The 22,500-nt window shown below is 52.9% G+C and carries 17 protein-coding genes; all 17 read right to left on the minus strand.

Annotation, left to right across the window (positions count from 1 at the left end):
* Positions 1 to 28 precede the first annotated feature (28 nt).
* The 17 genes from AAFJ72_RS13810 to AAFJ72_RS13890 all read right to left on the minus strand — a co-directional run bounded on the left by AAFJ72_RS13810 (position 29) and on the right by AAFJ72_RS13890 (position 22,478).
* Positions 29 to 670 (minus strand): serine/threonine-protein kinase, encoded by a 642-nt coding sequence (locus AAFJ72_RS13810; protein WP_122905853.1) that lies wholly within the window; start codon positions 668 to 670, stop codon positions 29 to 31.
* 121 nt (positions 671 to 791) lie between these two features.
* Positions 792 to 2,216, minus strand: a complete 1,425-nt coding sequence (locus AAFJ72_RS13815; RefSeq protein WP_432774373.1) for a phosphoglucomutase/phosphomannomutase family protein — start codon at positions 2,214 to 2,216, stop codon at positions 792 to 794.
* Positions 2,217 to 2,233: 17 nt separating this feature from the next.
* Entirely contained in the window at positions 2,234 to 4,195 is a 1,962-nt protein-coding gene (locus AAFJ72_RS13820; RefSeq protein WP_432774374.1) for a glycoside hydrolase family 15 protein, read from the minus strand.
* A 17-nt stretch (positions 4,196 to 4,212) separates the two neighbouring features.
* Complete coding sequence (locus AAFJ72_RS13825) at positions 4,213 to 6,588, minus strand: sugar phosphate nucleotidyltransferase (protein WP_432774375.1); 2,376 nt, start codon at positions 6,586 to 6,588, stop codon at positions 4,213 to 4,215.
* Positions 6,589 to 6,637: 49 nt separating this feature from the next.
* A complete protein-coding gene (locus AAFJ72_RS13830; RefSeq protein WP_432774376.1) occupies positions 6,638 to 9,490 on the minus strand; it encodes a 1,4-alpha-glucan branching protein domain-containing protein in 2,853 nt (950 codons plus the stop codon).
* Positions 9,491 to 9,504: 14 nt separating this feature from the next.
* Entirely contained in the window at positions 9,505 to 10,149 is a 645-nt protein-coding gene (locus AAFJ72_RS13835; RefSeq protein WP_432774377.1) for a DUF4912 domain-containing protein, read from the minus strand.
* Positions 10,150 to 10,911: 762 nt separating this feature from the next.
* Positions 10,912 to 12,129 carry an IS256 family transposase gene (locus AAFJ72_RS13840; protein ID WP_003842338.1) on the minus strand — a complete coding sequence of 406 codons (1,218 nt, stop codon included), beginning with the start codon at positions 12,127 to 12,129 and terminating at the stop codon, positions 10,912 to 10,914.
* A gap of 148 nt (positions 12,130 to 12,277) precedes the next feature.
* A complete protein-coding gene (locus AAFJ72_RS13845; protein WP_122905859.1) occupies positions 12,278 to 12,781 on the minus strand; it encodes a hypothetical protein in 504 nt (167 codons plus the stop codon).
* A gap of 266 nt (positions 12,782 to 13,047) precedes the next feature.
* Positions 13,048 to 14,172: an IS4 family transposase gene (locus AAFJ72_RS13850; RefSeq protein WP_432774378.1), complete on the minus strand. Its 1,125-nt coding sequence runs from the start codon at positions 14,170 to 14,172 to the stop codon at positions 13,048 to 13,050.
* 120 nt (positions 14,173 to 14,292) lie between these two features.
* The gene (locus AAFJ72_RS13855; protein WP_432774379.1) at positions 14,293 to 14,616 is read right to left on the minus strand and encodes a hypothetical protein; all 324 of its coding nucleotides are present in this window, start codon (positions 14,614 to 14,616) and stop codon (positions 14,293 to 14,295) included.
* A gap of 197 nt (positions 14,617 to 14,813) precedes the next feature.
* The gene (locus AAFJ72_RS13860; RefSeq protein WP_432774250.1) at positions 14,814 to 16,004 is read right to left on the minus strand and encodes an ISL3 family transposase; all 1,191 of its coding nucleotides are present in this window, start codon (positions 16,002 to 16,004) and stop codon (positions 14,814 to 14,816) included.
* A 341-nt stretch (positions 16,005 to 16,345) separates the two neighbouring features.
* A complete protein-coding gene (locus tag AAFJ72_RS13865) occupies positions 16,346 to 17,125 on the minus strand; it encodes a DUF4247 domain-containing protein (protein ID WP_432774380.1) in 780 nt (259 codons plus the stop codon).
* A 12-nt stretch (positions 17,126 to 17,137) separates the two neighbouring features.
* On the minus strand, positions 17,138 to 17,644 hold the full coding sequence (locus tag AAFJ72_RS13870) for a DUF4178 domain-containing protein (RefSeq protein ID WP_432774381.1): 507 nt from the start codon (positions 17,642 to 17,644) through the stop codon (positions 17,138 to 17,140).
* Positions 17,645 to 17,671: 27 nt separating this feature from the next.
* Positions 17,672 to 18,076 carry a DUF350 domain-containing protein gene (locus AAFJ72_RS13875; protein ID WP_432774382.1) on the minus strand — a complete coding sequence of 135 codons (405 nt, stop codon included), beginning with the start codon at positions 18,074 to 18,076 and terminating at the stop codon, positions 17,672 to 17,674.
* Between the two features lie 210 nt (positions 18,077 to 18,286).
* Positions 18,287 to 18,952: a PspA/IM30 family protein gene (locus tag AAFJ72_RS13880; protein WP_432774383.1), complete on the minus strand. Its 666-nt coding sequence runs from the start codon at positions 18,950 to 18,952 to the stop codon at positions 18,287 to 18,289.
* 104 nt (positions 18,953 to 19,056) lie between these two features.
* A complete protein-coding gene (locus tag AAFJ72_RS13885) occupies positions 19,057 to 21,237 on the minus strand; it encodes a DNA topoisomerase III (protein ID WP_432774384.1) in 2,181 nt (726 codons plus the stop codon).
* A 101-nt stretch (positions 21,238 to 21,338) separates the two neighbouring features.
* A complete protein-coding gene (locus AAFJ72_RS13890) occupies positions 21,339 to 22,478 on the minus strand; it encodes a DUF2515 family protein (RefSeq protein ID WP_432774385.1) in 1,140 nt (379 codons plus the stop codon).
* Positions 22,479 to 22,500: the final 22 nt, after the last annotated feature.

Below are 22,500 nucleotides of genomic sequence, written 5' to 3' on the forward strand. Positions count from 1 at the left end.
GTCAAATGCTCATTTTACCAGAGTGCGCTTACGTGAACAAGCGCCTCGCCTTTTTGTACAGCCGATACCCTTTGCGCACCCCGTTGAGCACCCACAACGGAATTTTCCAGCCACGGTCCTTCAAAAACGGAAGGTATATCTTGTAGTACGCCTTGCGCAAATCCCGCCATTTGCTGTCCGGGACGTTTTTGTAGTAGTCCGAGACGTCAATAAGATACCCCCGCCCCCGGTCCATCAGCACGTTTTTGCCGTGGACGTCGTGCGGGTACAGCCCTTTTTCGCGCGCTTCCTTCAATGCCTGCTCCACGTCCTCGATCACCTGGGGCGGGATCGGGATGCCAAAGCGAACGCAGTCGAACAGGGAAATGCCGTTGACTCGCTTGATGACGAGATAGCGTTCGCCATAGTCGTACATCATCGGAAACGAGCGCGTCTTTCCGAGCTTCTTGTACACCTCGATCTCCTGCTCCCAGCCTGGTCGGCCAGGCGCGTACAGCTTGATGACCACACGCGGATAGTCGGGATGGGCAAAGACAGCGGCGTAATTGCCGGTACCGACCAACTCCCACGGATAGGGCGTGTGCAAGACAACGACAGGATCGACAGGCGACTGGCTTTCTACCTTTACTTCTTTCAAAAAAGCTTGCAACACTTCTCGGTCAATGCGCATAGGTCCCCATCTTTCATCTTATATACCGACTTCATAAGTTGATTCTAGCAAAACTCCAGACGGACCGTAAACGCAAAAAGAAGAACGATGCAGCTTCGTGCCCGTTCTTCCTGACAACTTTTCATACATTGATTTCCGAAAACCAGTCCTGGATCGCTTCCTGCAGCCTGGAAAGCGCGGTCGCGTTCGTCGCTTCGCAGTAGATGCGCACCAGCGGCTCCGTGCCCGAAGGACGAATGAGCACCCAGTGCCCTTCTTCCAGAAGCAGCTTGATCCCGTCCATTCTGTTGATTCCTTGCACCGCATACGGTCCGACCCTTGCAGGCGGCGTCGTCACCATTTGCGAGATCCACTTGTCTTTTTCCGCAAGCCGCATGTCGAGGCGCGTATGGAACAGCTCGCCGAATTGATCGTACAGCTCACGCAAAATCTGGTCGATCTCCTTGTTTTCGTGGGCGACCAGTTCTGCAAGCAGCAGATTGATGAGTACCCCGTCTTTTTCCGGGATATGGCCGAGTATACTGGCCCCTCCGCTCTCTTCTCCACCGATCAGGACGTCTCCCTTGCGCATTTGCTCCCCGATGTACTTGAAGCCGACTGGCGTCTCTACCAACTCCAGCCCGTAATGCTCTGCCATGCGGTCGAGCAAATGCGTCGTCGCTACCGTGCGCACGATTCGCCCGGTCAGCTTGCGGTTTTTCACCAGATGATGGGTCAGCAGGACGAGTACATCGTTTGGCGGAATGTACTGTCCAAACCGATCCACGACGCCGAACCGATCCGCGTCGCCGTCGTTGGCAAGCCCCAGCGTCGCCTTGCGCTCCAGCACTTCTTTTTTCAGCAAGCCAAGGTGCTTGTCGTTTGGCTCGGGCAAATCGCCGCCGAAAGCCGCGTCGGGCGTTTCCCGGATTGCGGCCGTCTTTACCCCGGCTTCCGCGAGAAGCGAGCTGACATACCCCATGCCTGCCCCGTGCATCGCGTCCACCACGACATGCAGGGACGACCCGCGCAACATGTCCAGGTTGACCATGCGCCGCAGATGCGCCTCGTAATGGGGACGCAGCACGATCACTTGCAAAAGCCCGTCTCTGGTCGCATCTGCCAAAGAAACCGTCGGCACCTTTTTGGCGGATGCGATCTCGTTGATCCACGCTTCCAGCCGGGCGGTGATTTCGGGCGTCGCCGGGCCTGCGTACTCGGGAATGTACTTGATGCCGTTGTACTCAGGCGGATTGTGGCTGGCGGTGACCATGATCGCTCCACTGGCGGCAAAATGCTTGACCCCGAAGGCGACAGCAGGCGTCGGGGCCGCCTCGTTGACCAGGTAGGAGCGAATCTTGTTGGCCGCAAGCACGCGGACGATTTCCTCGGCAAATCGCCGACCGAGAAAACGCGTGTCATGCCCGACCAGAATGGGCTGTTCCTGCTGGCCGATTTCTTTTGTATAGCTGGCGATAGCTTGCGCGACGATGCGGACATTTTCCATCGTAAAGCCGTCCGCCACGATGTCTCGCCAGCCATCTGTACCGAAACGGATTGCGGTCATCTTCCTCTCTCCCCTCGTTAGCGCAACTCATTCACTTTTTCCAAATAATTCAGAACAGTAGCCACGAACGTAGCATGAGACCAGGTCAAAGGCGCAACCGATACGGGGGCACCCGAATACGGGTCAAGCTGCTCGGACAGCACCCCGCTTTGCAGCGAATGGCGCACGACCCAAAGAAGCCTGTTTTTCGGCTCTTGCAGTTCTGCAAGCGATTTGGCCTTGGCGATCTCCCAATCCGCCACCCACAGCGTGCAGATGATCCACGGGTTTCCCGGCACTCTGGCAATATCGTGCGACTTTTTGAAGTAGTAGTCGCCCTGGTAGCGGGCGAAGCCGCCTACCTCCGTGTCGACCCGCAGGCTTTTTTTCACGGCCTCCATCGTCCGCTGGACGCGCGGATCGTCCACCGGGAAAACATCGAGCGCAAACAGCGCGTGCAGGCTGCTCTCCACGGTAAAATCTTTTTCCACGCTACCACCCGGGCGCAAGTAAATGCCGCGCAAAAAGCGGCCGATGCCAGGATCGTACAAATGCTTTTCCATGGCAGCGCGAATGCTTTTCGCACCTTCCTCGTAGCGCTTGTACCTGTGGTCGTCGCCGAACAGCTGCGCAAACCGCGCGGCAGCCATCAAGCCTGCGTACACCGCGGCGCTCGTGAACGTGAAGATGCCGCGTCGCTCCTCCCACAAGTCATAGCTTGGCTTCGGCAATCCCAAGGCGGGGTGAACGTACTCCAGCAAAAAGCGTGCGGCCGGACGAACCAGTGTCGGGTACAGCGCCTGGCAGTCTTCAATTTGCTTGCCGCTCTTGTACTGCTCCCAGAGGGCGTACAGAACAAGGGCCGTTTCATCCTCCTGAATCGGGAGCTGGACTTCGCCGTCTACGATGTACGGATGCCAGCTGGAGCCGACTGAGCCGTCCGGGTTGTACTTGTGCTGCAAATAGCCGTCTTCGTTCAAGGCTTTTGCGCAAAATGTGAAAAACGGAGCGACCGTTCCCGTATATCCGGCCTTCGCCATGGCGCTTGCGATCAGCGCCCCGTCCCGCGGCCACATGTAGCTGTAGTGGTCACGGTTAAACTGGAGAATGTCGGAGTCGTTCGCCGCGAGAATCGCTCCGTTCTGGTCGATCTGCGTGCGCACGAGAAGCAGGCTGGTCTTGTACAGATGGACGACCTCGGGGGGAAGGTCGGCGAAATCCCGCTCTTCCTTGTTCACCCAGCGCCGCCAGTACACAGCCACCCGCTCCAACAGCCGATCCGGGCCGTTGTCCAGCACGTACTGGTTCAACGTTCTCACGGCGTCGTACGAATTCCCGACGCACAGCCAGTAGTACATCGTTTTTTCCTCGTGCGGCTGCAAAACGAGGCGAAAGGAAATCGTACTGTCCACGGAGCCTTGCGCAATCGGATTGCCGGCGAGCACTCCATCCTCGGCGTCGCGCCACGTTCCTTCCGCATAGTTGAACCGCTTGATACCGACGCTGAACTGGTCGATCCCGCCTTCCGGTGTTTTTCCGTTGGCCATCACGTACACATTGCGTTTGTAGTGGTAAACGGTGCAAAGAATCGGGTCGTACACGGCGGTATCCCCGACTTCCGTCTCGTTAAGGCTGAAATCGTGATTGAAAAACAGCCTGATTTCCCGCACCTCGTCGATATGGTTGCGGACGCATACTTTTTTCAAATAAATCGGCTCGCGCTGGTGCACGCCATCTGCGATCTGCAAGGAGACGGCCAGATGCTCATGATGGGCATGAACATCTGTCACCAGCGACTCCCGATCATAGCCAAGCTGCCGCTTCCAGCCGTCCTCATCGAGCCAGGAAAACCGTCCCTGCACCCAGATTCCCAGCTTGCTGAAATGTCCGCCGACATGATTCAGTTGGCCTACATATGGATAGTAAAGATCGCGCATGTGCAGCCTGTCGTCAAAATTAATCAAAAGCTTCCCGTTCCCGACGACGAGCGGTCTTGGCATGCCTTCACATCCTTCCTTCATTGATACTCTGCAATCCGTCTGGCGTAGGAGGAGGCGAGCGTTGCCGCCGTTTCGGCCGTCGCTCCTTGCGAGATGACCTTGACGTGCGAATCTTCCGAGTCAGGCAAAATCAGCACCCAGCCGTTCGTATCGTAAACCTTGATCCCGTCCACAAGCTCCAGCAGCTTGCCTTTGTTTTCCTCCAGCACCTTGCGCATGACTTTGCCTTTCGCTCCCCATGGACAAAAAACCGTTTTGCGCTCCATGTGGCACGCGGGCAGAAGCTTCAAGAGCACGCTGAGCGGCTTTTTCTCCCGGGCCAGGTAGGACAGGATGCTCATCAGGCTGTACACCGCGTCAAACAGCGGATGGAAACGCTCGTCGGATGCCGCCTCCATCATGGCGCGCGGCGTTACTTTCGTCCGCACGACCTCGATTTGCAGCAGCCCGGCGAGGTGCTCCAGCTCGGCTGGCGCGCTGACTGGCAATCCGATCCGTTTGTGGCGGCCGCTGCACGCCAGAAGCTGCAAGGCGAGCAACTGCTCCGTCGAGAGCTTCGCGCCTTCCTCGGTGAACAAGACGAACGTTTCTCCATTTTTATCCAGACGAATGCCAAGATCGGCTTTGTTTTTGCTGATGCCGTCCTGGATTGCTCCATACGTGACCGTCACGCCCAGCTCGTGAAACAGCGGGGCGAGAAAGCCCGGGAAAAACCGCTGCTCGCTGTCGATCAACAGGTGAAAACGCTGGCGCTGGATGGACGGTACATCAAACTGCTCAACCAAGGCGCGCAAGTAGGCTTCCTGGACCTGATGCTCGACATGCAACGCGCCCAAATGGTGCAGGTTGCGCACATACGTCTCCTGCCAGTAGGCATTTTCGATTTTCCGCTTCATGTCGCGCGAGATCGGCAGTCCTTTCTGGTCGAAGAACTGGAGGACGATCTCTTTTTCCTCGGCCGTTTCGCTCATGAACAGATGGATGCCGCCGACGCACACAAGCGAACGGACGCCGTAGCGGATGAGCGGTGCATTTCCCACGCCGAGATCGACCGTATCCATTCCCGAGGAGCACAAGCTCGTCATGATGCTGTGCTTGAGCAGTTGGGCAAAAGGGTTCGGGCATGCAGACAGCGCAATTTTGCTGCCGGGCTTGTGCAGATAGGCGTAAGCGGCAGCAAGCCGCGTCACGAACTCCGGCGTGATGTCGACATTGGCCATGCCTTTGATGCCGCTGTTTCCGAACAAATGTTTCGTCTGCTTCCTGCCGTAGATGAGCGAAGTCGTTACAATCGCGCTTTCGCCCACTTCCTTGTCCGGCCAAATCTTCACGCCTGCCTTCACGACGGATTTGGCTCCGATCAGGCAATTGTCGCCGATGACCGCGCCGTCTCCTGTTTGCACGCAATCGGCAATGCGCACATTGCGGCAGAGCGTCGTTCCGCTGATCTCCGTCTTTTTTCCGATCACGTTGTTCTCCCAGAGAATGGCTCGCGACAGCTTGCTTCCCGAGGAGACGACCGTGTTGTCTCCGAGCACGGTATATGGCCCGACCGCCACTCCCGCCTGCAAGTGTACATTTTCACTGATATAAACCGGCCCCTCCAGGCGAACGGAAGAGTCGACACGGACGTGATTTTCCAGAAAAATGCGCGGGGCAATTTCCTGCGCTTTGATCTCCAGATTGACACGGCCGTCCAGCAGGTCGAACTGTGCCTGCCGATATACTTCCAGGGATCCAATGTCCGACCAGTACCCGCTCGCCTCGTAACCGTAGAGCGGTTTTTGCTCCTGTAAAAAGTACGGAAAAATATCTTTGCTGAAATCGACTTCTTTTTCTGCTTCTATATAAGACAGCACTTCCGGCTCGCAGACGTACATCCCGGTGTTGACCGTATCGCTGAACACTTCCGCCCAGCTTGGCTTTTCCAGGAAACGGGTAATGCGTCCCCGCTCATCCGTCATGACGACGCCAAACTCCAAAGGTGTCTCCACACGGGTGAGAATCAGCGTAGCCAATGCTTCATTTTGCTCATGGAAGCGGATCGCCGCCGACAGATCCATGTCTGTGAGCGTATCCCCGCTGATGACGAGGAAGCGTTCGTCGAGAAAATCGGCGCAATTTTTCACACTGCCCGCCGTTCCGAGTGGCGTCGTCTCTTCAAAGTAAACGAGCGAAACACCGTAGCGCGAACCATCGCCAAACGTATCGCGAATGACATCAGGCAGGTACTGGAGTGTGACGGCTATCTCTGTAATTCCGTGCTTTTTCAGCAGCTCGATCGTGTACTCCATGCACGGCCGGTTCAAGAGTGGCACCATTGGTTTGGGAGTATGGGACGTTAACGGACGTAGTCGTGTTCCTTTTCCACCAGCCATAATAACTGCCTTCATCTTATTACCTTCCTCCTTCATCATCGTTGCGATCCTGCACGGTTTGAGCCTATCTCTCCGAAAGCGTCAGGCGTTGCACGCCAAGCGCCCGGTATTCCTCCATGGTCTGAATCGCCAAAGTCGCCCAGTTGTAACGGTGCAAGACGTCGTGTTGCGCTGCTTGCGCCATCTGACGCCGTTTTTCCGGGTCCTGCAAAAGCCAGCGGAGCTGGTCGGTGAGTGAATCGGGATTTCCCGCGTACATCGTCGCCCCGTTTTCTCCGTGCCGGACGATTTCGCGAAGCCCGCCCGTATCAGCCACCAAAACAGGCACTCCCAACGCCATCGCTTCCAGAGCCACGATGCCAAACGGCTCATACAAACTGGGAAAAACCGCGAGATCAGCCAGCAAAAACAGTTGGTCACGCCGCGCGTCGTCGACAAAGCCGAGAAACTTCACACGATCCGCTATGCCCATCTCTTCCGCGCGCCGCTGCCAGTGCCCTTGCATCGGCCCTTTCCCCGCAATGAGCAGCGTGGCGTGACCGAACTCGTAGCGCAGTCTGGCCATCGCTTCGAGTAGCAGGTGCACTCCTTTTTCCTGCACCAGACGACCGACGAAAAAGAGGATAGGGCCGTCGCCAATCGCCAGCTCTTCACGCAGCCTGCCTTTGTCAAACGCTGGCGGCAATGCGAGATCGACACCGTTGTATATGACGCGCAGCTTCGCCTCGGGGAGGTCGAACAGCCGCCGCACTTCCTCTGCCATGTAGTGACTGCAAACAATGACCCGATCCGAAGCGTGGGCCAGCGTTCGCTCGCTCTCGTGAATCCGCTCCTGCAAAGGCGTGTGAATCCCTTGGTGCCGTCCGTGCTCCAGGGCGTGGATCGTGCTGATGAGCGGCAGCGAGTAGCGCTCCCTGATTTCCATGGCCGCCCAGCCGACCAGCCAGTCATGGGCGTGAATGATGTCAGGCCGCACGCCTTTGTGCCACAACCGCTCGGTGGCATCTGTCATCGCCAGGTTAAGCTGGAACACCCACGACAGAAAATCTTCCTGCTCTGCAGGGATGTAAGTGGGCAGACGGTGTACGCGAACGCCATCCATGACTTCCTCTGCCATGTTCCCGTCCGCTGCCCGGGTCAGCACATGCACCTCCAGGCCCTGGCGCACCAGATGCCGGGCGAGATCGTAGACGGCGCGGCCCAGCCCGCCCACGACGAGCGGCGGAAATTCCCAGGCCAGCATCAGGACGACTCCGGATGGCTCCGGCCCTTTGCTTGCCGCAACAAGCTGACGAGATACGTTCACTCTATGCGCCTGTTTAGGCAAATAGTACGTTTCATCGATGTGGGGAAAAATCGGGAAAGCCGTCTCCATCTCGGCAATTTTCGCTTCATCCAGCCTGTTTTCGCGAAGCATCGCGAGCAGCTCGCGCATGCCCGCCAGGTGATCGTGGGTCCGGCGCACCGCGTATTCGACGACGGTTTGCCCATCCATGATGAACGCCCAGTCGCTGCTTTGTGCCAGCATCAGCTCTCTGGCCGCCTGGCGCAAGGCGCGGCTGGCAAGCTCGCGATACGCTGGCTCCTCCCCGCCGTTCTCGTAAAAATCGCTAACCGCCTCAATCAAGTCGCGCTCTGCCTGATGCAGATGCCGATAGATCCAGCCGTTTTTTTCATTCAGCCACACTTCCCCGTAGCCGTTGCGTCCCCAGGTCGACATCGGCAAAAATCCGCGGTCCTGCTCAGGGTATTCGGCGAGGTACTCCGAGGGGGTAATCAGCTTCACCTTCTCTGAATCGCACGCGGTCTTGCGCAGCAAAAAGTCGAGAAATTGCGGCCCCTCGTACCACCAATGCCCGAACAGCTCGGCATCGTATGTCGCAACAACCAGCGGCTTGCGGTCCATCCACGCTGCCGCCGCTTCGACCTGACACTCCCGTTGGTACAGGAAGTGCCCGGCATGCGAAGCGGCCTTTTCCCGCGCCCAGTCTGGCTCATACAGCTGCTTTTCCCCATGGGGACCTGTAATGCGGTGGTATTTCAATCCGGTATGTATGCGGATGCCGGCAGGATGAATGTACGGCTCGATATAGCTCATTTCTCTTTCAAACCCAATATCCCGGTAATATTCCCGGTAATCGTAATCGCCGGGATAGCCGTTTATGGAGCTCCACACCTGGCTGGAAGCAGCTTCATCTCTGGCAAACGCGGCCACGTCATGCGGCGTGCAGAGCGGAGCCAGAACGCCTCTTCGCGGCAGCGGCGTCGCGTGCTCGATCGTGTGGGAGTCGACGAAAAAGTAGTGCAGCCCTACCTCTTTCAGCAGCCGATCCAGCCCTGGCGTATAGCCGCACTCCGGCAGCCAGATTCCGCGCGGGCGCCTGCCGAGGATACGTTCGTGGGTGTCAATCCCTGTCCGCAGCTGCGCCAAAATCGCTTCCTCCGTCTCCACAAAAGGCAAAAACGCGTGTGTCGCCGCGCATGTAATCAACTCCAGGCAACCGCTGTCTGCCACCCGCTTGAAGCCTTCGACCAGCCGGTAATCCAGCTTGCTGCAAAACGAGGCGATCCCGCGAAACCGTTCCAGGTACATTTTGGCGAGCCGCTGTTCTTGCGGGTTGTTCGCCGCGCGCTTGACTTCTTTGCCTGCCAGTTCCACCGTTTTGGCGAGATGCGCACGAAACCGCGCCACGATCAGCTCGTCGTCGAGCATCGACAGCAAGGTAGGAGACAAGGCAAGCGTCATGCGAAACGCGATTTTGTCCGAAAGAAGCTTGTCAAATACCATGAGCAGCGGGATGTAGCATTCCAGCATGGCTTCGTACATCCAGCGCTCCTCCAGGCGATCGTCCCGGTCCCCGTGCCGTACGTAAGGCATGTGGGCATGCAGCACGAGGGAGAGATAACCGTTGTGCACTGTGGCCACCTCACTTATTTGGATGTTTTGGAATAGAGGGAATAAGAGGAAAAGTTCTCAAACCAGGCAGGTGTAGAAGGATCAGGTGCAGGCTCCACCAACGGCTCACCCCAGGCCGCTTTCGTATTTCGCGGAGTCACGACCACGTCCGAGCGCAAAATCGGACAAAAGCGACCATGCTCAAACAAACCGAAATCGACGATATACGTTCGCCCTGGCAACACGTCGTACACGTACCAGTGGTGTGCATCTTCGTTGACCAAAATGTCTCTTGTGGAATGGGCGTTTGTGCCATCAAACAGCCGTTCCGTCACGTCGTACAGGCGCAATCCCTTTTGAATATGGTGAAAATCTGCCCGCAAGTACGATGCCACCATTCTCATTCGCGGCCAGGTGATTTCCCAGTAGACGAACAGGACGGTCGGACCTTGCACCATCACCTTGACGACATCGCGCCCGTAAAAGTCCGGCAGCCGCCACCCCCCGTCTTGCCGGGATGATTGCGAAGTCGTCTGTCGGTTCTCCTGTGACACACGCTCCGCCTTCGCTCTGTCTTTTTGCAGACGGTATTTTACCTGGCCTATGGTCAAGCCGCATTCTTTGGCTATTTCCGCAATCGATTTGGATTGTGCACGCAATTCCAAAATTTTTTCCAGCATCGTGATGCGCTCCTTTCCGCCAAGTTTCCCTTCCGCTCCCCGCTTACGGATCGTCTTTGTCTATGCACAAGCTCATCATAGCGAAAGCTGCAAACAAAGGCTGTCGAACGCTGGGCGCACATCCCTTCTTCTTTTGTCGATCAACAATCATGTTTTCGTCACTGCCAAACAAAAGTCGAGAAAGCCGCTTTGGAAATCGCTTTCACAAGTCGAAGGCTGACACGCTTTTGTCCCCCTCTTCTTCGCGTACTTTACAATTTACAAAGACAACAGAATAACTATGCTTTGCTTTATGAAAAATGATTGCAAAACACGAGGGAAACAAGCGATTCTGTTAGGCAGGACTACTGCTTTTTTCGAGTGAGCCTTTTTTCGCACGTAAAAAAGTCCGTGCTTGCTGTCATAAGAACACGTAAGCGACGGACTTTTTTCACGACTATAGTTGATAGGGCTGTATACGGCAAAAAAGTGCAGAGTTTGGCAACCGTTTTTGATACAATGGCAATTCACTAGGCTTTACATGGAGAGGCGGGCATGATAGACTTAATCCCCTTGCGAAACATTGGTATACCGCCTTTTCGGGAATGTAAATTTTTTTGTGTAAATGGGTTTTTAACAGGTGAATGGCTACTTCAACGGCTTTACATGGAGGGGCGGGCATGATAGGCTCGTCAGCCATGCGATGCATGATTTACAGGCATCGCCCAATCGCAAAGAATCATGCCCGCAGAGGCTCCATGTCAAGCCGACCCAACAGCCCCTTTATGCGGACAGTTCCCCTTGCAAGCGGTCTCCAAAATGGATGGCCAGTTGCGATATACATTCTTTCCAACTTCGAAGGGGCATGGTCCATTTCTTTGAAGCCTCCATGGTTGCCAGATAGATGATTTTCCGTAAGGCATCGTCGGTTGGATACGCCGTTTTTGTTTTGGTGACCTTACGAAGTTGCCGATGATACCCCTCAATAATATTCGTTGTATAAATCATCTTACGGATTTCTGGGGGATAGCTGAAATAGGCGGTCAATTCAAGCCAGTTGCTTTCCCAGGAGCGAATAATGATGGGATACTTCTTCCCCCACTTGTCTTTGAACATAGCAAATGCTGATTCGGCCTCTTCCAGCGTAAGAGCTTGATAGACTTTTTTTAAATCTGCCAAAACGGCCTTTTCTTCCTTGAACGGTACATATTTCATCGAGTTGCGAATCTGGTGAATGACGCACAATTGAATCTGGGTTCTTGGGAACGCTGCGTTGATTGCTTCGGAGAAGCCCGCCAGTCCATCCTTGCAGGCAATCAAGATATCTTCTACACCACGACTTTTCAGATCTGTGCACACATTGAGCCAGAAGCTCGCACTTTCGTGCTCGCCGATCCAGATGCCCAAAATGTCCTTATGACCAGACATCGAAATGCCGAGAACGCTGTAAGCTGCTTTGTTGACGATTCGATTTTCTTGACGGACTTTAAAATGGATGGCATCCAGAAACACGATGGGGTAAACCCGATCCAGCGGTCTGCATTGCCATTCTGCCACCATTGGCATAATCTTGTCGGTCACCTTGCTAACCATCGCAGGAGATACATCGATTCCGTACAGATCCTTCATGTGTTCCTCAATGTCTCGTGTAGACATTCCTTTAGCATAGAGTGCGATAATTTGCTCCTCCAAGCCATTTGTGGTAGTTTCATGCTTCTTCACAATGTGAGGTTCAAATTCGCCGTTACGGTCACGAGGCACACGAATTTCTGTGTTCCCGAACTTTGTCTTTAGCGTCTTTTTACTATACCCATTCCGACTATTTCCTGAATGATCCCCATCGGTACTATGTTTGGTATAGCCCAAATGGGCATCCATTTCAGCTTCAAACAACTGCTGGATGGTGTCACGGAACAAATCTTTCAGCATGGTGTGCACGTCTTCGATGGTACGGCAATCCTTCGCTAACTCCTTGATCGTCATGTCTCTTTTGTCTTGCATAAATGATCATCTCCTTAATGGGAAGTTTAACCATTTACACAAAACTTTTTACGCTCTCGCCTTTTCGGCTGCATAATCGTGAAGATCGCTCATTGCCAAACTCTGCACTTTTCGTTTGCCAAATACATATGGCAGCATCAACTGCCAATCAATTTATTTTTTTAAGGCTTTTTATGAATTTTTTCAGTTCCTCTTCATTGTTTACATTTGATTGTACATGATAATAATTCAGTTCATTGTACTGAATATTATTTCCGCTCAAATCCTGACTGGGGAGTATTACTACATCCCATACACCTTGTTTTTTTAACGAGCTATCCATACTAATCACATAGTCCTCGACTCGTTCAAACTCCTTGTCCACTCCTTTTGAGTCTGCGCTTGCGAACCACTGAATCATCTGGTGATAATCGTAATCCGATTTCTTTGTTTGAAATAATTCAATGTAATTCTCGCCGTTTCCATACGAGATCAGAAGAGACTCCTCTTTCAAATCCAAAATTCTTTTTTGCTCATGAAAACCATCAGGTAAGTAGTCTGGCAAGAATACTTGAAAGCTAAGTTTTTGTAAATCATCATTACTTACACTAGCGTTTGTACAAGCAACTAACAGAAGACAGAATAAGAAAGGAGTTATTTTTCTTAAAAACATCTGCATCACCGTTTCACAGTTTATTTCGGGTAATAACTGGAGAATTCAATATCAAATCGAGATTATTAAACCTAACAACTAAATCCTTTAAATACACAGCAAGTCACTAGCGTTGCATAAAAATCGCCAGGATTAATAAACTGATTTTTCCGAACTGAATTCCACTTCCAAATGGCTAAAGAACGGAGTGACCCACAAAGGTAGTTCCGTCCATTTGGCATTTATATACACTTAAACCAGATGCTACACAACCGTTTCCTTCCTGCTTATGGATCAGGCTTTCTTCGTTTCGAGGTTAATCGCTCCCACCAGATTCGGCTATCCTCCCAGAGCATCACACGTAACCACCGATAGATTTGCAACAAGCTTTCTTGGCAAGCAGAGAAGATTTTGGCCAAGAGAAGTAAGCAAAAGGCGATCAGGGCAATGAACACTTGGTTCAGAACCGCTTCTTGGCTTTTTCCGTAAAACGAAGTGATTTTCACGTGTTGCTTCAACCATTTAAAGAAGATTTCAATGGCCCAGCGACTCCGATACATCTCGCTGATTTCTTCGGCAGATAACTCCCATCGATTCGTGATCAGCAGGAGGGGATTTCCCTGTGAATCGGTTGTCTCTATGAGGCGAAGGACATGTTTCATTCGCTTTTGCTGTGTCCCCATTTGTACATAACCATCTCTTTTGATGGAACTCCCTTCGGAAACCGGACGATCAAACAGATACCGGATAGCTGCCTTCTTCTTTACTCGCGTAACGAAGAAGATCCGGCGTTCGCAGAACGCGTCAAACTTGGCGTAGTCTACAAATCCTCGATCAAACACATACGTTGTACCCGGATGGTCTACGAGCGTATCGAGTTGAGTCCGGTCATGAACACGTGCTGGCGTCAGTTGTACCCTTTCCGGATAAACGTCTTCTGAAGAAGCAAATGCGACCCGGAAGTGAAGTTTTACTCCCGCTTTTGTCTCACGAAAGGTCGCCCACTTGTATGTATGGAGGCACAAAGGGATCGTGGTCGCATCTACGATGCGAAAATCACGTTTCATCGCTGGGGGAAGAGAGCATAGCCGAATCCGTTGAACCAAGTCCCTGAACACACGTTGTAACAGGTTGGAATGAGACTGCTGATGCTTGCGTGAAAGTTGGGAAGGACTGATCGAGGTAAAGCCAAGTTCTTGTTGAAATTTCCTTCCTAACGCGTCATCTGCAATCGCCCGTAATCCTTCTCGCTGCTGAAGGTGAGCATGCAGAAACAACAGGAGATAGGCGGAGGTCGTCAGCTTTTTGACGTACTTGTCGTGATCACTAGAAGCCAAATCTTCAAAAAAACGTTTCGAAAAAATAGGCGAAACCCATTTACCAAATGACGAAAATAAGGTATTCTTGTCCATACATGTAATCCTTTCAGTGGATTTGGACAGAAACTACCTGACCATTCCATTGTAAAGGATTTTTTTGTGTCTTCCATATTCAATATAAAAATACTGAATATTGTGTTTGTTCTGGTTATATTAATGCAACGCTAGTGGCTTCTTGCCTTTTATCTTTGGCTTTGAAGATTCTTCAATCACGTAAGAATCAATTATCTCATCCGCCTCATTATATATGGTTACCTCGTCTACATGAGTGAAACTGCCATCATTAAAATATGTTAAAATTGTATCATGTTGCTCATAACCACTCTTTGTAAAATTCTCAAAAGTTTCCACTGTATAACTCTCTTCAAACTTATCTGTAACCTTTTTGGTGTCTGCAGCAAAAGCTTGTGAAGTAAATGAGGAACAAACTAGCAAGGCTCCTAACATCATACTGACCACTTTTTTCTTATTATTCATCCTATCCTCTTACCTCCCATATATGATTTTTTGAGTAACTTCCAAAATCTCTCTTCTTTGAACCCTTCTCTTTCCGTTAATTTAATACTCCAAATACTATTTTTACCAAAAAATTGCGTTAGTCAATATTTTCCTGTATTTTTTTAGCTCTTCACCATAAAACGTGCTTGATCTCCCTCTATCGCAGTTTTTCGTAGTTATGTAGCCGGTTTACACTCCAGTCTAATGCGAATCTTGAATCTCTCTAGATTGCGGTAGCCGTAGGCTCTTCGTTTGATTACCTTCACTTTGTTGTGTGTCCCTTCAATCTTGGCATTCGTTACCCGAAAGGAAAAATAATGCTGAATGGGCTCTTGCCACTGGACAATCGTTTTGGCAATGGAACGAACCGCAGGAGTCGGAGAATAGAGATGGTCGACAATCCATTTCTGAAGCGCTTCCTCCCCTGCCTCTTGGGTTTCAACGGCATACACGGTTCTTATGTCTTGAAGCGCAAAGTAGAGTCGTTCCAGATGTGGATCTTCTGCTAACCAAATCTTCAGTTCCTGAAGCTCTTCGGGCTTCAGCTTGTCAGGGATCGTATGGAGCAGGCGTTGCTCATGTCTGCCCCGACGATGTGTTCCACGAGCATGAGTGCGTTTTCGGGTAGCTTCCAACGCTTTAGAGAAAAGCTGGATCACGTGAAATTTATCTGCTACCACAAGGGTATGCTTCCAGACCTGGCGTACGGTTTCAGCCATTCCTGGAGCCAAATCCGTGACAACTACATGGGGAGCCTTACGAAAAGGCCATTGCTGCAGCGCGTTTCGTACTTGTTCACGTGAACGTCCTTCTGTGACTTGCCAGATATGACCGGTTTGAGCATCCATGAGGTTCACGCCATACTTATGTCCTTTTTGCAGAGCAAACTCATCCAGACAGACCACTTCAGGAGCTTCATGTTCTTTTGGTTGAGCAAGGCGTTGGGGGGCCAGTTGGTAGTACCAGCGTTCGAGTGTCGAGTAGGCCACACTCAATTGCTTGGCAACCGAGAGCAAATCCCGACTGCGGCACATATCCACCGCCATCTCTTGAAAAGCAGAGGTCACGGATCCTCGAGGCGGGATACCGTTCCATTCCACTGTCCATGTAAGCATACAACTAGCACAGCGCTGGCGATACACGGGAACGGATACCCAGACGGTCCCCCAAGAAGGAACGAAACGATGACGAAGAATACGCCGTCCAGGACGTGCATGGTTGGTACTGGCTCCGAGGCAGATCGGACAAAGATGACAGGCAGAATGCGGTTCCAGAACAGCGATCCAATCCGTTTCCTTTGTTTTTTCCCAATGTGTGAGATGGAATGATGGAAGTCTGATAAAGTCTGTGCTAAAATCAAGGCACAACGCAGATTTCCTCCTTTTCAGTGGTTGTCTCGACAACTCCCACGATAAAGGAACATCTGCGTTTTTTCAATGTCTAGCACGGGTTATGGTGATGAATCATTTTTTTCTATTCTAGAACTTTACATTCGTCTATAAGATAGGGATAAATTAGAACTGGAGCATACGGGTATAACAGAGAGGCACTGTTTCACTGATTTGGCTTGTATCGCCGTATCTGTCGACCATGTTTTTTAGCCTAGGCAACTGAGCTTGGCTAGGAATGCTAATCTAAAATAATCGACACCTATTGGTACTTCGCTCAAAAAACCCGCCTTATCAGCGGGTTTGTCTTGACCTTACTCTTATCTGCGTTTCGTAATTCTGCCTGAGCTTCCTGCTTTCGTGCGCGGCGGCGACTTGCTTTTTGGCTTGGAAAACACCGACGATTTCTTTGGGGAAACGGACGAGCTGCTGTCGGACGAGCGAACAATTTTACCCGTGCTTCCGCCAGACGACGTATCCTGCTTTTTGAACAGATTGCCGTCCTGGCCGACTTTGGTGCTACTGTTCTTTTTGCTGTCACTGCGCTTTGTAATGCTGCCCGTGCCTTCCTTCGTGATCGGCGGCGCCGCCTTTTTCTCTGCCTCGGACGGTACGTGGTAACTGCCTGACGGCTTGTAGATGTCCTTGCTCGAATAGCCGCGATAGCTGCCGGTCGAGCTTTTTTTATGTCCATCGAACAGGTCATCGAGGACGCTGGCCAAAATGTAGCCCTGTAAAAAGGACGAATCGTAGTTTTCCCGGACGTACTCCTTCGAATCGACCTCGATCAGCGTGTCGGACGGCTTCGCCTGATCTCGCTGCAAATGGTACAGCTCGTCAGAGTAGATGAGAAACATATGCTCGGCATCTTCTTTGGAAATCTCGTCCGGCTGCCTCAGTTCCGAAAGCTCCTTGGCCACTTCTGGCACGGTCTTGCCTTCGGCGCGGTAAATGCGCGATGTTTGCCCATTCTCCTTGGTGGAGACCGATTCCAGCGGATAGCTGTCGCCAATCGCAGGACTGTCGAAGTTAGCAACGATCAGCAGGAAGACAGACAAGATCAGCAGGGCCTTGATCCATTTCATCAAAAAGTTCGGCATGCCCACCCCTCCTTACGTTCCGCGAAGTACCTGCACATCCGCTGGCAATACCGCCTCTCCCTCATACAGCATGAATCTTCCGTCCTGCCATTCAATCCGCAGCAACTCGCGGCCGTCGGACTGGAACTGCCAAATGTACTGCTCGCCGGACGTATGAAACGGCGTTTTTCCGACTACCTGGACTCTTCCGTTGTACTGCTCCTCCAGATGGTACGTTACATCGTCCATTTCAATCGTGGTCGGCACCTCGTCCACCGAATCGAGGCGGCCGTCGATGGCGCTGTACAGCTGATACACCGTTTTTTCGCGTTCTTCCATGTATAAATAGCGGATGGTCATTCCATCCTGCAAAGTCAGCATCGTCGCGTTGCGGCTCGCATTGGTCGCCTTGCCCGTGACCTGGTAGGTGACAAGCGAAACTTCCACCACGTCACCGGGTCCTACTGTCAGGATGCTCTTTTCCGGTGCAGGCGGCTCATGCTTGGCAAGCAAGTTTTTAATGCGTTTGAACAAACTCATCAGGTCCTACTCCTTCCTACGCCTTTCCTAGACCAATGCGCCCAGGATGAGGGCACCGACCACGTGCAGCGAGCCCGCCACCATGGCATGTCCTACCATGCCTTGCTGGGTTCCGCGCTCCAGGTCAAGTCCGGTAAAGGTTTTCAACAACAGCTCGGCGATTTTCTCCAACAAGAGCAAGATAATAAATGATAGCACCGATACGAGAAGCGCGATCCACAGATCGTTTGCATTCGAAATGGACTGGGCCAAAATGTACCCTTGGGCAAACAGCTTCATCACAAATCGCGTCGTGACCGCTACGTTGCCTTTTTTGATTTCAGCAATATCCTTGTATTTTGTAAAAAGCGTATCAATCCACATCAACAAAAACAGCAGAATGCCGCCAGCAACTGTCCAGACGAGCATCGCCAGTATTTGCTGCAATTCCACGTCAATCCCCCCGTAGCAAAAAAAGTTGAGAAAGTTCGGCCTCGTCACCCGTCCGGGACGAAGCTTTTTCGTTTGTCACTTCCATTTGTTTGGAAAACTCGGCGATTGCCGAGCCTTTGGCGACAGCAGAGCCGTCGTTTCACTTATGTCGATAGGAAAAATTTTACAAATCCCTATCGACCAAGGAAAAAGGGGCACCGACTAAGCGGTTTACCCCTCGTATTTTTTCATCAGCGCGGCCAGTTCGTCTTCCACCTGCTGGTCTTTGGTGAGCTTCGCGATTTCCTCGTCGAGCGAGCTTTGCTTTTTGTACAGCTCCCCGCTTGCTTCTGCCTCCGCTTCCATTTGCAGCGCTTTTTCTTCCATGCGCTTCAAGCCAGCCATTGCCGAGTTGCTGTCGAAGCCAGCCATCGTCTGATTGATCGTCTTCTGGGCTTTGGCTGCATTGACGCGGGCAACGAGTGTCTCGCGCTTGTTTTTCAGCTCGGTAATCTGTTTCTTCATTTCCGCCAGTTTGTCGCGCAGCGCGTCTGCTGCCAGTTTGTTTTTCTCGTATGCTTCCTTGTACTCGGCCATTTTTTGTTCAGCCGCTTTTTTCTCTTCCAGTGCGCGGCGGGCCAGATCGATATTTTTCGCTTGCGCCGCCACATGGGCCTGCTCATCACGCTTTTTCACCAGCGCTTCCTGCTCTTCATACAGCACCTTGAACTTTTTCTCCAGGGCGATTTGCGCAGCGACCGCTTTTTCTGCTTCATTCAGGTCTTCTTGCATATCGCGCAAATATTGATCGGTCATTTTGATCGGATCCTCTGCTTTTTCAATCAAGGCATACAGGTTGGACATGGTCAAATCACGAAGTCGTTTAAAAATGGACATGGTTTTTCCTCCTTCAATGGGTAATACGGCCCAGTTTCGCCGCACCTTTCTACATGTATCTACGTTACTTACGCAAGCAAGTTTCAATTTGCTGCCGATTTATTTCAGAAACTTTTTTCTACCAACGACGGTACGCCGATTTTCGCCTTTTTGTCTGCTTCATCCCACTGCAAATAGGCGTCGAAGCGCTCTTTTCCTTTGACAAAGCCTTTGATGAGATTCGTCTTGCCCTTCTCCATCAGCTTTTTCACGGCAGCAGGCGTGATCTTTTTGCCCATGATCGTCTTCGACACGGTCACGGTGCACTGCATTTTTTTATAGTTCGCGCACCCGTAAAAATCGCCCTTGTCTACGAGATCCCCGCCGCATGCCCGACAGGTCGCCACTTTGGAGCCGAGCGAAAACTTCGTCGCCTGCTTCGACTTCGGCAGCGCCTCGACGTCGTAGCCATCCAGCTTCCACTCGCGCGACTGCTCGATGGCATCTGCGACGATTTTATGCGACAGCTTGCGCACTTGTTCCATGAAAACTTGCGCGGAAGCCTCCCCCTGCCCGATCTCCTGGAGGCGCTGCTCCCATCTTGCCGTCATTTCCGGGGAGGCGAGAATTTTGTCGCCAATCACGTCGATGAGCAGCATCCCCTTTTGTGTGGCAAACACCTGGTTTTTGCGCACCTCGATGTACTTGCGCTCTTTGAGCATGTTGATGATCCCGGCGCGGGTCGCTTCCGTGCCCAGCCCTTCCGTCTTCATCAGCACCTTTTCCAGTTCCTGGTTGTCGAGGTGCTTGCCCGCGGTTTTCATCAGCGTAATCAGCTGACCTTCCGTGTAGCGCTTGGGCGGCTGGGTCTTGCTCTCCTTGGCTTCTACCTTGTGCACCTTGCCCGTCTCACCTTTGGTCAGCGGCGGCAGCACCGTTTCCTTGTCGTCTTTTTCCTCATCGAACAATACTTCGCGCCAGCCTGCGCGGATTTGCACCTTGCCTTTGCTGATGAACATGGCGCGTCCATCGACGAGCGTCGTCACGGTCGTGTAATCGAACAGGGCGCTCTCCTGATGCGCGGCGATCAGCCGTCTCGCGACCAGATCGTAAATTTTCCGCTCCTCGTCGCTCAGCCTGGAGACGGTCGGCACCTGCTCGGTGGGAATGATCGCATAGTGATCGGTCACTTTTTTCTGGTTCACATACCGCTTGTCCTGGGCGATCGACGATTTGGCCAGCGGAAAGTGCGCCTGGTACTCAGGCTGCCTGGACAGCTTCGCCAAAATGTCGGGAAACGTCTTCGCCTCTTCCTGCGTGACAAACGACGAATCGGAGCGCGGGTACGACAATATCCCTTTTACATACAGCTTTTGTGCGATTTCCAGCGTCTTTTGCGGCGAGAACTTGAACATTTTGTTCGCGGTGGCCTGCAGCGAGGACAGGTTGAACAAGTACGGCGGCAAAAACTCCTTGCGCTCCGTCTCCACCTCGCTCACCTCTGCCGGCTTGTCCCGGCAAAAAGCGGCAATTCGCTCCGCGAGCTGCGGCTCGAAAAGGCGCGATTCCCCGTCGTCCTTGTGCCAGACGCCCTCGTAGCGCTTTTTGCCGATGGCAAACGTCGCCTTGACCTCCCAGAACGGCTCGGGCTTGAACGCGGCGATCTCCTTTTCCCGCTTGACGACCAGCGCGAGCGTCGGCGTCTGCACCCGGCCTGCGGAAAATACGTCGTTGATCCCTTTTTGCTTCAGCAGCAGCGTATAGACACGGGAAGCGTTCATCCCGACCAGCCAGTCTGCGCAAGAACGGCTGTACGCCTCGTGGTACAGGTTGCGTGTCTGCGTCTCGTCGAGCAAAGCGGCAAACCCTGCGGTAACGGCTCGCTCCGTCAGCGAAGAAATCCACAGCCGCTTCATCGGCTTGCGTACTTTGCACATCTCGACGATGGTGCGCACGATCAGTTCGCCTTCCCGCCCCGCGTCGCCCGCGTGGATGATTTCGGTGACGTCGGTGCGCCTCAGGAGCTGCTTGATAATGCCAAACTGCTTTGCTTTTGACTTCATCACCTGATGCTGAAACGACTCGGGAATGAGCGGCAGCGTGGAGAGCGACCACTTTTTCCACGCGGGATTATACGCCTCTGGCGGCACCAGCTCACAAATGTGCCCAACCGCCCAGGTAAAAAAGGCCCCCTTGGGAAAAAGCCGGTTGGGGTGCACTTCGACAAAGCCTTGTTGTTTTCTATGGGGAAACGGACTGGCCAGCTTCATCGCCTGGTCCGGTTTTTCTGCTATGACGACTTTCATGCCTGCTCTTCTCCTACATGTCATCTGTAATCTCTCTTTCTATTCTACTACATCCGGCAAGCGAAGCTGAAAAAATGGGCAGAAGCGCATCATGCCCTTCGTTACGTGCCGAGCAGCCTCCCTTTTGCCAGCACGGCCAGCTCGATTTTTTCAAGCGCCTGGCAGTACGCTTCTTCCGCGCGGGAAAAAGCGGGCTGGTTCCGAGCCAAAACGAGTTGGCGCATGACGACGCCTTTTTTCGCCGGGTACCAATCCACCGCTTTTGGCAGTTCGTGCCGCACTTGCTTCCAGACTTGGCGCAGCGCCGGGGAATACAGCCGCTTTCCGCCAGGCAGCAGCTGGCAGTTCCCCAGTCTTTTCCGGTACGGCTCGCCTGGTGTCGTCTCGCGCAAGTCGTGAAACAGATGGGGCCAAAAATCTTTTCGCGAGCCGGTGTGGGGCTTGTCGCCGGCCCACCGCATGGCTCCTTCCTTGATCGGGGTGTCGCCGAACAACAGACTGTACAGTCTTTTGCCCAGCTCGATGCGCTCGGTCAGGGAAGCAAAATGAAAGACGGGTTCGCCTGCCAGCCGCAAAGCACCGTCCTCCTGCCCTCTGTACGGAAGCAGGATCAGGTTGAGCCGCAGTACCTCCTGCAAAGCAAACGGCAGCGTCTCGACCACCGTATTCCGATAGGCTTCGTCGCTCATCATGTGCGTCTCCAAATAATGCTGTTCGTTCACAATCAGGCTGATGGAAAGCAGCTTGCTGTCGCCTGTTTTCCAGAAATGGTTCCAGACCGCCTGCATGAACAGGGAGACATCCAGCCGAGCAAGCAGGTGAAAAAGGTTGGTCTGTCGCTTCACACTTTCCTCATACAGTAACAATTGAGGGTACGCATCGTGAAAAATCAGCCAGTTGCCCCGCTCCAGAAATGAAAAGTAGTCATGCTGCACTTTTACGGGAAGCAGCCGCGGCAATAGCTCGCCGCGAAGATCGGTCATGCTCCAGCCGGCGTTGCGCGAGACGAGGTGCGCCAAAAACGCCCAGTGAACTTCCGGATGCTTGCGAAAAAAAGTCAGATAGGCGCTCGTCCTGTCCAGGTTGTCGGCGTTGCTCGCCAAGGTCTTGTGCCTGATTTCGGCGATCATGTCCTGTTCTGTTTTGGTAAGGGAGTTGGCCGCCTGTCTCGTTTCTTTTGCTTTCGCAAGCTCGCGTGCGAGCGGCCATAGAGCGGGATTCAGATGCCATGACCATCGCATACAGATTCCTCCTGCCTGACGA

This window comes from Brevibacillus gelatini (assembly GCF_050920745.1).
GTDB lineage: Bacteria > Bacillota > Bacilli > Brevibacillales > Brevibacillaceae > Brevibacillus > Brevibacillus gelatini.

What these genes read in the sequence shown, in the direction of transcription:
- AAFJ72_RS13815 (WP_432774373.1), bottom strand. Translation starts at nt 2,216, where the DNA reads ATGACCGCAATCCGTTTCGGTACAGATGGCTGGCGAGACATCGTGGCG.
- AAFJ72_RS13880 (WP_432774383.1), bottom strand. Translation starts at nt 18,952, where the DNA reads ATGTCCATTTTTAAACGACTTCGTGATTTGACCATGTCCAACCTGTAT.
- AAFJ72_RS13810 (WP_122905853.1), bottom strand. Translation starts at nt 670, where the DNA reads ATGCGCATTGACCGAGAAGTGTTGCAAGCTTTTTTGAAAGAAGTAAAG.
- AAFJ72_RS13890 (WP_432774385.1), bottom strand. Translation starts at nt 22,478, where the DNA reads ATGCGATGGTCATGGCATCTGAATCCCGCTCTATGGCCGCTCGCACGC.
- AAFJ72_RS13855 (WP_432774379.1), bottom strand. Translation starts at nt 14,616, where the DNA reads ATGAATAATAAGAAAAAAGTGGTCAGTATGATGTTAGGAGCCTTGCTA.
- AAFJ72_RS13865 (WP_432774380.1), bottom strand. Translation starts at nt 17,125, where the DNA reads ATGCCGAACTTTTTGATGAAATGGATCAAGGCCCTGCTGATCTTGTCT.
- AAFJ72_RS13825 (WP_432774375.1), bottom strand. Translation starts at nt 6,588, where the DNA reads ATGAAGGCAGTTATTATGGCTGGTGGAAAAGGAACACGACTACGTCCG.
- AAFJ72_RS13870 (WP_432774381.1), bottom strand. Translation starts at nt 17,644, where the DNA reads ATGAGTTTGTTCAAACGCATTAAAAACTTGCTTGCCAAGCATGAGCCG.
- AAFJ72_RS13820 (WP_432774374.1), bottom strand. Translation starts at nt 4,195, where the DNA reads ATGCCAAGACCGCTCGTCGTCGGGAACGGGAAGCTTTTGATTAATTTT.
- AAFJ72_RS13835 (WP_432774377.1), bottom strand. Translation starts at nt 10,149, where the DNA reads ATGCTGGAAAAAATTTTGGAATTGCGTGCACAATCCAAATCGATTGCG.
- AAFJ72_RS13845 (WP_122905859.1), bottom strand. Translation starts at nt 12,781, where the DNA reads ATGTTTTTAAGAAAAATAACTCCTTTCTTATTCTGTCTTCTGTTAGTT.
- AAFJ72_RS13885 (WP_432774384.1), bottom strand. Translation starts at nt 21,237, where the DNA reads ATGAAAGTCGTCATAGCAGAAAAACCGGACCAGGCGATGAAGCTGGCC.
- AAFJ72_RS13840 (WP_003842338.1), bottom strand. Translation starts at nt 12,129, where the DNA reads ATGCAAGACAAAAGAGACATGACGATCAAGGAGTTAGCGAAGGATTGC.
- AAFJ72_RS13850 (WP_432774378.1), bottom strand. Translation starts at nt 14,172, where the DNA reads ATGGACAAGAATACCTTATTTTCGTCATTTGGTAAATGGGTTTCGCCT.